Below are 11350 nucleotides of genomic sequence, written 5' to 3'. Positions count from 1 at the left end.
ATCTGAGCCATGATCAAACTCTTCAGTTCAATACTGCAATCAGGTTTTGAGAAAACCTTATAAACTTGGCTCAGCAATCGCACACTCGAACCCGAAGGATCGAGGTAACTCTTTGATTTCTCGCGGAGTAGTTGTGATGCTGATAATCTTGTTGACTAACAGTCTTAACTCACAAGCACCCACACGAATTGCTTGATTCAATTGTTAAAGAGCGGTGCGTTGATTCTTTCGTCTCAACCGAGGCGCGCATTCTACGCTAGCCTCACATCCTGTCAAGCGTTTATTTTGAAGTATTTGGCCAGAAACCTGAACAACTTCAAACACTTGACTCGCTTCGATCACTCGTCAGCGGGAGGCGAATTCTACAGCGTTTCAAACCGCTGTCAACTGCCTTTTTCACCGCATTCGACCTTGACGATCGAAACTTTTCCGAACCTTCTGAAACGGCCAACTCATTGATTAACAAGGAGTTTATCGTTTCGGCTGCGCCGGAAGTGGGGCGAATTATAGAGTGATTCCGGCGGGCGTCAATAGCCAATACAGGAAAAGATCAGGAAATATAAAATGGGCAATATATTGCTCATTTCATCCGCCTTGGCCATGATACGCCGCACTCATGCCTTTCACACCTGCCAAGTAGCCGACACATGACTTCGCCTTCGCTGACCACCAAGCTCTACCCTATCGCTCTTCTTCTTATAGCCATGGCGTCCATCCAGACTGGTGCCTCGCTGGCCAAGGGCATGTTTCCGTTGATAGGTGCGCAAGGTACGACCGCTTTGCGTCTGATCTTCGCCAGCCTGTTCATGCTGGTATTGCTGCGCCCATGGCGCGCCAAGCTGACCTGGACAACGCTGCAGACGGTGATGATCTACGGTATCGCCCTTGGCTGCATGAACCTGCTCTTCTATATGTCGCTGCGCACCGTACCGCTGGGGATCGCCGTGGCTTTGGAATTCACCGGGCCGTTGGCGGTAGCCATTCTGGCTTCGCGCAAGGCTGTGGATTTTGCCTGGGTTGCCCTGGCAGTCGTCGGACTGCTGCTATTGATACCCATGGGTGAAGCGCAGGCAGGGCTCGATCCGGTCGGCGTCTGTTATGCGCTGGGGGCTGGCGTGTGCTGGGCGCTGTACATTCTGTACGGGCAGAAAGCCGGTGCCGACAATGGCGTGCAAACCGCCGCACTGGGTGTGATGATCGCTGCGGTATTCATCGCGCCGATCGGTATTGCGCATGCGGGCAGCGCCTTGCTCGACATGGCATTGATACCAACTGCCATCGCCGTGGCAATCCTGTCCACGGCGCTACCCTATAGCCTGGAAATGGTCGCACTGACGCGCTTGCCTGCGCGAACCTTCGGTACGTTGATGAGCATGGAGCCGGCCATCGGAGCGCTGTCGGGGCTGTTGTTCCTGCATGAAGTGCTGAGCCCTACCCAATGGCTGGCCATAGGCGCGATCATCATGGCCTCAGTCGGAGCCACGCTGACGATTCGTGCCGAACACGCCCCTGCCGTGGCCGCCGACTGATCTGGCTCTTCACACGGGTAGAGTGCGCTCGCGCAGCCACTCCAATGAGGCGCCTGCCAGCAAGGGCGCCACTCGCCGGGCCACTTCGGCATGGTAGTCGTTGAGCCATCGGCGCTCAGCTGTCGACAACTCGTGAACATCTATGCAGCGCGTATCGATTGGGCATAGGGTCAAGGTTTCGAAGTCGAGGAACTGGCCAAAGTCGCTTTGGCCGGCTTCGCGGGTGAGGACCAGGTTCTCGATACGCACACCCCAACACCCAGGACGGTAGGTGCCCGGTTCGATCGATGTGATCATCCCCGGCAGCATGGCCGTCTGCGGTGTCGTCGCGGCTTGATAGGCGATGACTTGCGGCCCTTCGTGAACATTCATGAAATAACCCACCCCATGGCCAGTGCCGTGCCCATAGTCGACCTGATCGGCCCAGATCGGCGCGCGCGCGATGGCATCGAGCAAGGGTGAAAGGATGCCCTTGGGAAAAGTGGCGCGTGACAGGGCGATCATGCCTTGCAGCACCCTGGTGCAGTCCGCCCGCTGTTGCGCCGTGGGCGCACCGACCGGAATCATCCGGGTTATGTCGGTAGTACCACCTAGATACTGGCCACCGGAGTCGATCAACAGCAGACCGTCACCCTCGATCACGGCATGGGCCTGTTCGGTGGCGCGGTAGTGCGGCATTGCACCGTTGGCGTTGAACGCCGCGATGGTCGAGAAGCTGAGCGAGACAAAATTGGGTCGACACGCGCGCGCAGCCGTCAGCCGCTCGTCGATGGTCAATTCGGTTATACGTTCGCGGCCCCAGGCACCTTCCAGCCATGCGAAGAACTCGCACAGTGCCGCCCCGTCCTGCTCCATGGCATGGCGGATATGTTCCGCTTCGGGTGCGGTCTTGCGCGATTTGCTCAGGGTGGTTGGATTGAGTGCTTCTACCAGGGCCACACCCGTCCCGAGGTTTTCGATGATGCCAACGGTGACGCGGGCCGGGTCGAGCAACAGCTTTTCGTCTACCGGCACAGCGGCCAGCGCCGATGCGATGTCGGCGTAGTCGCGAACCTCGATGCCGTCCTGCTCCAGGCTGTCGCGCACGCTGCTATCGACCCTGGACAGCGCAGTGAACAGCGTGGCCGAGCGCTCGCCGATCAAGGCAAATGCGACGAATACCGGGTTATAGGGTACGTCCGACCCGCGCAGGTCAAACAGCCAGGCGATGTCGTCAAGGGTTGCCAACAAGTGCCAATGGGCGCCATGCGCCTGGATCTGCTCGCGCAGCGTCTTCAGTTTTTCGCCGCGCTCGCGCACAGCGTAGGGTGCGGCGTGTGCGTAGACCGATTGCGCTGGCAGTGCCGGGCGATCGAGCCAGGCCTGAGCGAAAAGGTCGGTATCGGTACGCAGTGACGCACCTGTCTGCTGGAGCTTTTCTCGCAACTGCCGTGCGGCGGCGATTGCCATGACCGCGCCGTCGACTGCGACCGTGCCGCCTGCGCGCACCTGAGTGCCCAGCCAATCCAGTGGGCCCGGTTGCCCGGCGATCAGCTTGACCAATTCGATGCCGCTGTCGGCGAGTTCGACCCGTGCCTGCTCCCAGTAGCGGCTGTCGGCCCAGAGACCGGCGAACTCGGCGGTCACGATCAGGGTTCCGACCGAGCCCTGGAACCCGGACAACCATTGGCGGGCCTGCCAGTGTTCCGGCAGATATTCGGATAGATGCGGGTCCGCCGAAGGTACCAGCAAGGCATCTATGCCCTCGCGGAGCATGAGCGCGCGCATGTCGCGCAAGCGCTCGGCAACAGAAAAGCTGGCGGAAGGTGTCAGGCTCATTCGGGCTCCGGTTCGGGTGCTGGATCTTGTAGGCAGATGTTGGAGGCAGATCGTGTGGACGGATAATGGCGAAGGCAGCAGCGCGGGGCAACCTCAAGAAAGGACGCTTCGCACCTGCTCGACGGCGTTGCGGTCACCTTGCAGCCTGGAGGAGTTCAGATGACGACGTTACGTACGAAGCGGACAGCCGTTTCGCTGTCGTTGCGGTACGCGTAGGGCTGATTGCTCGGGTAGACGAAAAACTCGCCGGCCGCGAGTTCGCGGGTGCGGCCCGCTAATATGATGGTGAGGCGTCCCTCGCAGACGTAGATCTGCTCGCTCCAACCTTCGGCGTCCGCCTCAGATGCATAGGATTCGCCGGGCTGCAGCAGCCATTCCCAGAGTTCTACCTCCTTGCTGGCCACCGTACTGGCCAGGAGTACAGCCCTGCTGCCCGGCAAGGTGCCGACCCACGCCAGCTCGTTGATACGGCTGGGGTCGCGGTTCTCGCCAGGCTGGATGAGGTCGCTGAAGGCAACCTCCAGCGCTTGCGCGACGCGATCCAGAGTGGTCAGGCTGACGTTGTTGTCGCCGGCTTCGATGGCCACCAGCATGCGGCGACTGACACCGGACTGTTCCGCGAGAGCCGCTTGGGAAAGTCCGGCGGCCTGACGCAAGCGCCGCACGTTATGGCTGACATGCTGAAGCACCGAAGCTTTGGAACTGGGGTCTTTGACCAAAGGGTTTCGCGCTCGCTGTGAGTAGTCCCGCTGATCGACGCAATTGTGGCGGAGCTAACGGTGGTAAAAATTTGTCATAAAAAAACAAGTCGTTACAGCATGCCTGTACGATTCTGCCACAGCTTGCGGGTTGGTGATCACCCTGTGAGCCCGTATGATCGTTTTCAATATTCCTGCAGATTAGAAGCCTATGTCCTTGATAGTACTATTGCTTCTGCCCTTCGTAGGCAGTTGCGTGGCAGCCATTCTGCCGCACAACGCGCGCAACGCCGAATCGGTTCTGGCTGGACTGGTAGCCTTGGTCGGCACGGTACAGGTAGCCATGCTGTATCCGCAAATCGCCAACGGCGGTGTGATACGCGAGGAATTCCTCTGGCTGCCCAGTCTCGGGCTCAACCTGGTGCTGCGCCTGGACGGGTTTGCCTGGCTCTTTTCCCTGCTGGTGCTGGGCATCGGCACGCTGGTCGCGCTCTATGCGCGCTACTACATGTCGCCGCAAGATCCCGTACCACGCTTCTTCGCCTTCTTCCTGGCCTTCATGGGCGCCATGCTCGGCCTGGTGATCTCCGGCAACCTGATCCAGATGGTGTTCTTCTGGGAATTGACCAGCCTGTTCTCCTTTCTTCTGATCGGTTACTGGCATCATCGCGCCGATGCACGCCGCGGCGCCTACATGGCGCTCATGGTGACCGGCGCAGGTGGCCTGTGCCTGCTGGCCGGGGTGCTGCTGCTGGGTCATATCGTCGGCAGCTACGACCTGGACAAGGTGCTCGTGGCGGGCGACGTCATCCGCGCGCACGGCCTGTATCCGGTCATGCTGACTCTGGTCCTGCTGGGTGCGCTTACCAAGAGCGCACAGTTTCCGTTCCATTTCTGGCTACCCCATGCGATGGCCGCGCCTACACCGGTTTCCGCTTATCTGCACTCGGCAACCATGGTCAAGGCCGGGGTGTTTCTGCTGGCGCGGTTGTGGCCATCGCTTTCGGGCAGCGAGCAATGGTTCTGGATAGTGAGTGGGGCGGGAGCATGTACCCTCGTGCTTGGTGCCTATGCGGCGATGTTCCAGAACGACCTTAAAGGCCTGCTTGCCTACTCGACGATCAGCCACCTGGGCCTGATCACCCTGCTGCTGGGGCTCAACAGCCCGCTGGCCGCCGTGGCGGCGGTGTTCCACATTCTCAATCATGCGACGTTCAAGGCTTCGCTGTTCATGGCAGCGGGCATCATCGACCATGAGAGCGGCACGCGGGACATACGTCGCCTGAGCGGGCTTTTCCGTCTGATTCCGTTCACGGCCACGCTGGCCATGGTCGCAAGCGCATCCATGGCAGGTGTGCCGTTGATGAACGGTTTCCTGTCCAAGGAAATGTTCTTCGCCGAAACGGTGTTCATAAGCTCCACCGCCTGGGTCGAGATCGCTCTGCCCGTGGTGGCGACGCTGGCCGGTATCTTCAGCGTCGCCTATTCATTGCGCTTCACGGTGGACGTATTCTTCGGTCCGAAAGCGACCGATCTACCCCATGTGCCCCACGAACCACCGCGCTGGATGCGTGCGCCGGTGGAGTTGCTCGTGCTGACCTGCCTGGTGGTCGGCATCTTTCCCGCGCAATCGGTGGCGCCGTTCCTTGCTGCAGCAGCATTGCCGGTAGTGGGCGGCGAGCTGCCCGAATACAGCCTGGCTATCTGGCATGGCTGGAACGCGCCGATGGTCATGAGCCTGATCGCAATGGGCGCGGGGGTGCTGCTCTACGTACTGTTGCGCAATCAGTTCCGTCATGGTCGCCTGCGTTATCCACCAGTGATCGAACGCTTCAATGGCAAGCGCCTTTTCGAGCGTTCCCAGGTGGTGATGATGCGGCTGGCGCGAAGGGCGGAGCTGCTGTTGACTACCCGACGCCTGCAGGCGCAACTGTTCATGCTGGTGCTGGTCGCCGTACTGGCGGGCATGGCGCCGATGTTCTACAGCGGCCTGAGCTGGGGTGATCGACCGAAAATTCCAGGTTCGGGCGTGTTCGTGATTCTCTGGATGATTGCCATTGCCTGTGCGCTGGGCGCCGCCTGGCAGGCGAAATACCACCGGTTGGCTGCGCTGACCATGGTCAGCGTGTGCGGGCTGATGACCTGCGTCACCTTCGTCTGGTTCTCGGCGCCTGATCTGGCGCTCACTCAGTTGGTGGTGGAAGTGGTCACCACGGTATTGATATTGCTGGGCCTGCGCTGGCTGCCTCGGCGGATCGAGGAAGTCGCACCGTCACGAGCCACTCTCGACCGCGCCAAGCTGCGGCGCCTGCGCGATCTGGTGCTGGCCCTGGTCGTGGGCGGCGGCATGGCGCTGTTGTCCTATTCGATGCTTACCCGTGCAACACCCAACTTCATTTCCGAGTTCTACCTGAGCCGTGCCCTGCCCCAGGGCGGTGGGACCAACGTGGTCAACGTCATGCTGGTGGATTTCCGCGGTTTCGACACCCTGGGCGAGATCACGGTCCTTGCCGCCGTGGCACTGACCGTGTTCGCCCTGCTGCGACGCTTCCGCCCACCCAAGGAAAGCATGCAGTTGCCTGCGCAGCAGCGCTCGTTGGCACCCGACGTGGTTACCGACCTCATCAACCCACGTGGCGCGGACGATACGGCGCTGGGTTTCATGATGGTTCCAGCGGTTCTGGTCCGCCTGTTGCTGCCGGTGGCCGTGATCGTGTCAATGTACCTGTTCATGCGCGGACACAATCAACCGGGTGGGGGCTTCGTCGCCGGCCTGGTGCTGTCGGTGGCGTTCATCCTGCAGTACATGGTGGCAGGCACACAGTGGGTCGAGGCCCAGATGCGACTGCGACCCTTGCGCTGGATGGGCACCGGGCTGCTGTTCGCGACCGTCACCGGATTGGGTGCGATTGCACTGGGCTATCCATTCCTGACGACGCACACCGCGCACCTGCACTTGCCGCTGCTGGGTGACTTGCACGTGGCCAGCGCGCTGTTTTTCGACATTGGTGTATTCACCGTGGTAGTGGGTTCGACCCTGCTGATCCTGACCGCCCTGGGCCACCAGTCGGTGCGCGGTCATCGTCCGTCGAGCCTGCCCAAGGGCATCGCCCCCAAAGGAGCCGTCTGATGGAAGAAGTGATTGCAATCGCGATCGGCGTCCTGGCTGCGTCAGGTGTCTGGTTGATCCTGCGTCCGCGGACGTTCCAGGTGGTCATGGGCCTTTGCCTGCTGTCCTACGGGGTGAACCTGTTCATCTTCAGCATGGGCAGCCTGTTCATCGGCAAGGAGCCGATCATCAAGGAAGGTGTGCCGCAGGACCTGCTCAACTACACCGACCCCCTGCCCCAGGCACTGGTGCTGACGGCGATCGTCATCAGTTTTGCGATGACTGCGTTGTTCCTGGTGGTGTTGCTGGCATCGCGGGGCCTCACCGGCACTGACCACGTAGACGGCCGGGAGCCCAAGGAATGAGCTGGATGCCCCATCTGATCGTCGCGCCCATCGTGCTGCCGTTGTTCACGGCAGCAGTGATGATGCTGCTCGGAGAAAAACACCGTCCGCTGAAAGCGCGGATCAACGTCATTTCCAGCATGCTGGGACTGGCAATCGCCTGTTACCTGATGTGGTGGGTGCAGGATCAAGGCCAGGCCAGTTCGATTGGCGTGTACCTGCCCGGCAACTGGCAGGTGCCATTCGGTATCGTGCTGGTGGTGGACAGGCTCTCGGCATTGATGCTGGTGCTGACGGGCATCGTCGGGGTCTGCGCCCTGCTGTTCGCCATGGCGCGCTGGGATCGGGCCGGCGCCAGCTTCCATGCGTTGTTCCAGATTCAGCTGATGGGGCTCTACGGAGCGTTCCTGACGGCTGACCTGTTCAATCTGTTCGTGTTCTTCGAAGTGCTCCTGGCCGCGTCCTATGGCCTGATGCTGCACGGCTCCGGCAGGGCCCGAGTATCGGCAGGGCTGCACTACATCGCCATCAACCTGCTTGCCTCGTCGCTGTTCCTGATCGGCGCGGCGATGATCTACGGCGTCACCGGCACCCTGAACATGGCTGACCTGGCGTTGAAGATTCCGCTGGTGCCCGAGGCGGATCGCGGCTTGCTGCATGCCGGTGCGGCCATTCTGGCGACAGCCTTCCTGGCCAAGGCCGGCATGTGGCCGTTGAATTTCTGGCTGGTGCCGGCCTATTCCGCCGCCAGTGCCCCGGTTGCGGCCCTCTTTGCGATCATGACCAAAGTGGGTTTCTACACCCTGCTGCGGCTGTGGACACTGCTGTTCTCCGGACAGGCCGGGGCCTCGGCGCACTTCGGTGGCCAGTGGTTGATCTACGGTGGGCTGGCGACCATCGCCGTGGCCGCAGTGTGCATCGTTGCCGCGCAGCGCCTGGAGCGCATGGCCAGCCTGAGCATCATGGTGTCGGCCGGTATCCTGCTGGCGGCCATCGGTTTCGGGCAGAGTGGACTGATCGGCGCTGCGCTGTTCTATCTGGTCAGCTCGACATTGGCGCTCAGCGCCCTGTTCCTGCTGGCCGAGTTGATCGAGCGCTCGCGCTCGGCCAACGAAATCCCGCTGGAGTACGATGCCGACCCGCTGCCAGCAGCAGTCGAGGCCTTGCATCCACCCAAGGGCATCAACCTGGATGACGAGCAGAAAGCCGTAGTGGGTCAGGTGATCCCATGGACCATGGCCTTCCTGGGTTTGAGCTTCATTGCCTGCGCACTGCTGATCATCGGCATGCCGCCGCTCTCCGGCTTCATCGGCAAGCTGAACCTGATTTCCGCACTGTTCAACCCGCAGGGTCTGGGTGTAGCCAGCGAGCAGACCCTGAGTGCAACCGCATGGGCCTACCTGGCGTTGCTGATTCTCTCCGGACTGGCGTCGTTGATCGCGCTGGCACGGGTCGGCATGCAGCGCTTCTGGACGCCCCACGAGCGGCCTTCACCGTTGCTGCGGCTCAACGAATGCGTGCCGATCATGGTCTTGCTGGGGCTTTGCGTCGTGTTGGCGATGCGCGCCGAGCCACTGTTGCGGTACACGGCGGACACGGCGGCGATGCTCGACGATCCCAAGCAATACGTGATGACCGTGCTGGGCGCTCAGCCAATACCCAGCCCGACTGCTGCCAGCCTGGAGGGTGAACCATGAGCCGCCTGTTACCCGCCCCCCTTTTGTCTATGGCCCTTGCCGTACTATGGTTGCTGCTCAATGTGTCCCTGAGCGCCGGAAACCTGTTGCTGGCCGCGCTGCTTGGGTGGCTGGCGCCGTTGCTGATGTCGCCCCTGCGGCCTCAGGCGGTACGGATCCGTCGGCCCATGGTGGTGCTGCAACTGCTGCTGCGCGTAGGTGGCGGCGTGCTGGTTTCCAACCTGCAGGTATTCTGGCGGGTATGGACAATGGACGTTCGCGCGCCCCGCTCGGCCTTCATCGAGATTCCGCTGCAGTTGCACAATGCCAACGGCCTGGCCGCCCTCGCGGCCGTCGCCACCGTCATTCCCGGCACCGTGTGGTCCGAACTGGCGCTGGATCGCAGCGTCCTGTTGATGCATGTGCTGGATCTGGATGACGAGGCGCAGTTCATCAAGGAATTCAAAGACACCTACGAACGCCCGCTGATGGAGATTTTCCAATGAGCGCATTGCTGTCCAATGCCATTGTCGCGAGCCTGTTCATCTTTGCCCTGGCCATGTTGCTGACCCTGGTGAGACTGTTCCGGGGGCCTTCGGCCCAGGATCGGGTACTGGCCCTGGATTACCTGTATATCCTGGCCATGCTGGTCATGCTGGTGCTGGGTATACGCTATGCCAGTGACACCTATTTCGAGGCAGCGCTGCTGATCGCCCTGTTCGGTTTCGTGGGCTCGTTTGCGCTGGCCAAATTCCTGCTGCGCGGAGAAGTCATCGAATGAATTCGGTACAGATACTGCCGTTCTGGGTGGAGGTGGCCACAGCGGTATTGCTGCTGGCCAGCAGCGTGTTCGCCTTCACCGGCGCCTTGGGGCTGCTGCGCTTCAAGGACTACTTCCAACGCATGCACCCGCCCGCGCTGGCGTCGACATTGGGCGCCTGGTGCGTGGCGCTGGCTTCGATCCTGTACTTTTCCTGGCTCAAGCACGGGCCAGTGGTGCATGCCTGGCTCATCCCGATTCTACTGTCGATAACCGTGCCAGTGACCACGCTGCTGCTGGCTCGGGCCGCGCTGTTCCGCAAGCGTACCGCGGGGGAAGCGGTGCCTGCCGAAGTCAGCAGCCACCGCAGCGACAGTGGTCACTGACTACTTGAAGCTGGCGCTGACCTTGCTGGCGACCTCTTCGGGTAGCCATGCCTTCCACACGTCTGGATGATCTTTCATGAATGCCTCGCTGGCCTGGCGAGGCGGTGTGCGGGCTTCGCTCATGTCGGCCAGGGCCTTGTTCAGGGGATCGATGGGAAGATCGACCTTGGCGAAGAAATCGACAAGCTGCGGATACTCTTGCTGGAACGCCTTCGACACCCCTATGGACAACTTGGAAGGTAGAGAGCGGCTCGGCAGCGGCGCAGGGTTGTCGGCATCGGTCAGAGTGCCCCAGGCCTTCGCATCGAACGGCGGTTCTTCGAGCTGGATAAGCTTGTAACGCCCCAGCAGCGGCGTCGGCGACCAATAGTAGAAGAGCACCGGTTTGCCGCGGCGGATCGACGACGCGATTTCGGCATCCAACGCAGCGCCGGAGCCCGAACGGAAATTGACATAATCGTCAGTCAGCTTGTAAGCCTTGAGTTTCTGCGCGTTGACGACTTCGGACGTCCAGCCGATCGGGCTATTGAGAAAGCGGCCCTTGTCGGGACTTTCCGGGTCCTTGAAGACGTCCTTGTAGCGCGCCAGGTCGGCGACGCTGCGCAGCTCTGGCGCGAGCGGTTTGATGCCCTTGGCGGCGTCACCCTTGACCACGTACTCGGGAACGAACCAGCCCTCGGTGGCACCCTTGACGGTATCGCCCACGCCGATGACCTTGCCCTCGGCTTCGGCCTTGACCCATACCGGGCTGCGCCCCGCCCACTCTTCGGCAATGACCTGGATGTCGTTCTTGGCCAGGGCCGTTTCCAGGGTGATGGTCGTGCCGGGCTGGGTGTCGGTGGGCAGCTCGTAGCCCTTCTCGACGATGTAGCGCAGCAGTTCGGTGATGAAGCTGCCGCTTTCCCAGTTCAGATCGGCGAAGTGTATGGGCGCCGGCTGCGCGTGAGCCGGGATGGCTGCAGTCGATAGCCAGAAGCCGGCGCCACAAGCGGCCAGCCAGGCACGTAGTCCTTTCATGCGGGGTTCCTCG

10 protein-coding genes are annotated in these 11350 nt (G+C 61.4%); 7 read left to right on the top strand and 3 right to left on the bottom strand.

Annotated elements, in window-relative coordinates; all coding sequences use genetic code 11:
• The first annotated feature begins 647 nt into the window (after positions 1 to 647).
• Positions 648 to 1529 (top strand): threonine/homoserine exporter RhtA, encoded by an 882-nt coding sequence (gene rhtA / locus IFU31_RS21535; RefSeq protein ID WP_192104652.1) that lies wholly within the window; start codon positions 648 to 650, stop codon positions 1527 to 1529.
• A 9-nt stretch (positions 1530 to 1538) separates the two neighbouring features.
• On the opposite strand, the gene IFU31_RS21530 is transcribed toward rhtA, so the two are convergent.
• Both IFU31_RS21530 and IFU31_RS21525 read right to left on the bottom strand, forming a co-directional pair.
• Positions 1539 to 3347, bottom strand: coding sequence for an aminopeptidase P family protein (locus tag IFU31_RS21530; RefSeq protein WP_192104650.1), 1809 nt, complete (start codon positions 3345 to 3347; stop codon positions 1539 to 1541).
• A 155-nt stretch (positions 3348 to 3502) separates the two neighbouring features.
• Positions 3503 to 4066 carry a helix-turn-helix domain-containing protein gene (locus IFU31_RS21525; RefSeq protein ID WP_122475781.1) on the bottom strand — a complete coding sequence of 188 codons (564 nt, stop codon included), beginning with the start codon at positions 4064 to 4066 and terminating at the stop codon, positions 3503 to 3505.
• A gap of 190 nt (positions 4067 to 4256) precedes the next feature.
• Between IFU31_RS21525 and IFU31_RS21520 the strand changes: the two genes are divergently transcribed.
• The 6 genes from IFU31_RS21520 to IFU31_RS21495 are packed head-to-tail and all read left to right on the top strand — an operon-like array spanning position 4257 to position 10320.
• Positions 4257 to 7175 carry a monovalent cation/H+ antiporter subunit A gene (locus IFU31_RS21520; protein WP_192104648.1) on the top strand — a complete coding sequence of 973 codons (2919 nt, stop codon included), beginning with the start codon at positions 4257 to 4259 and terminating at the stop codon, positions 7173 to 7175.
• Entirely contained in the window at positions 7175 to 7519 is a 345-nt protein-coding gene (locus IFU31_RS21515) for a Na+/H+ antiporter subunit C (RefSeq protein WP_043186251.1), read from the top strand. Before IFU31_RS21520 ends, IFU31_RS21515 begins: the two co-directional genes overlap by 1 nt.
• Positions 7516 to 9195, top strand: a complete 1680-nt coding sequence (locus IFU31_RS21510) for a monovalent cation/H+ antiporter subunit D (protein ID WP_192058267.1) — start codon at positions 7516 to 7518, stop codon at positions 9193 to 9195. Before IFU31_RS21515 ends, IFU31_RS21510 begins: the two co-directional genes overlap by 4 nt.
• Positions 9192 to 9680 carry a Na+/H+ antiporter subunit E gene (locus tag IFU31_RS21505; RefSeq protein WP_192058265.1) on the top strand — a complete coding sequence of 163 codons (489 nt, stop codon included), beginning with the start codon at positions 9192 to 9194 and terminating at the stop codon, positions 9678 to 9680. Before IFU31_RS21510 ends, IFU31_RS21505 begins: the two co-directional genes overlap by 4 nt.
• Complete coding sequence (locus IFU31_RS21500; RefSeq protein ID WP_122475789.1) at positions 9677 to 9955, top strand: K+/H+ antiporter subunit F; 279 nt, start codon at positions 9677 to 9679, stop codon at positions 9953 to 9955. Before IFU31_RS21505 ends, IFU31_RS21500 begins: the two co-directional genes overlap by 4 nt.
• Positions 9952 to 10320, top strand: coding sequence for a Na+/H+ antiporter subunit G (locus IFU31_RS21495; protein ID WP_122475791.1), 369 nt, complete (start codon positions 9952 to 9954; stop codon positions 10318 to 10320). Before IFU31_RS21500 ends, IFU31_RS21495 begins: the two co-directional genes overlap by 4 nt.
• On the opposite strand, the gene IFU31_RS21490 is transcribed toward IFU31_RS21495, so the two are convergent.
• Positions 10321 to 11337: an ABC transporter substrate-binding protein gene (locus IFU31_RS21490; RefSeq protein ID WP_192104646.1), complete on the bottom strand. Its 1017-nt coding sequence runs from the start codon at positions 11335 to 11337 to the stop codon at positions 10321 to 10323.
• Positions 11338 to 11350 lie beyond the last annotated feature (13 nt).

Source organism: Pseudomonas sp. CFBP 13602, from assembly GCF_014842725.1.
GTDB classification, from domain to species: Bacteria; Pseudomonadota; Gammaproteobacteria; order Pseudomonadales; family Pseudomonadaceae; genus Aquipseudomonas; species Aquipseudomonas baltica.
This window is presented reverse-complemented; position numbering and strand designations above follow the sequence as displayed.

What these genes read in the sequence shown, in the direction of transcription:
- IFU31_RS21530 (WP_192104650.1), bottom strand. Translation starts at nt 3,347, where the DNA reads ATGAGCCTGACACCTTCCGCCAGCTTTTCTGTTGCCGAGCGCTTGCGC.
- IFU31_RS21510 (WP_192058267.1), top strand. Translation starts at nt 7,516, where the DNA reads ATGAGCTGGATGCCCCATCTGATCGTCGCGCCCATCGTGCTGCCGTTG.
- IFU31_RS21520 (WP_192104648.1), top strand. Translation starts at nt 4,257, where the DNA reads ATGTCCTTGATAGTACTATTGCTTCTGCCCTTCGTAGGCAGTTGCGTG.
- IFU31_RS21495 (WP_122475791.1), top strand. Translation starts at nt 9,952, where the DNA reads ATGAATTCGGTACAGATACTGCCGTTCTGGGTGGAGGTGGCCACAGCG.
- IFU31_RS21490 (WP_192104646.1), bottom strand. Translation starts at nt 11,337, where the DNA reads ATGAAAGGACTACGTGCCTGGCTGGCCGCTTGTGGCGCCGGCTTCTGG.
- IFU31_RS21505 (WP_192058265.1), top strand. Translation starts at nt 9,192, where the DNA reads ATGAGCCGCCTGTTACCCGCCCCCCTTTTGTCTATGGCCCTTGCCGTA.
- rhtA (WP_192104652.1), top strand. Translation starts at nt 648, where the DNA reads ATGACTTCGCCTTCGCTGACCACCAAGCTCTACCCTATCGCTCTTCTT.
- IFU31_RS21515 (WP_043186251.1), top strand. Translation starts at nt 7,175, where the DNA reads ATGGAAGAAGTGATTGCAATCGCGATCGGCGTCCTGGCTGCGTCAGGT.
- IFU31_RS21500 (WP_122475789.1), top strand. Translation starts at nt 9,677, where the DNA reads ATGAGCGCATTGCTGTCCAATGCCATTGTCGCGAGCCTGTTCATCTTT.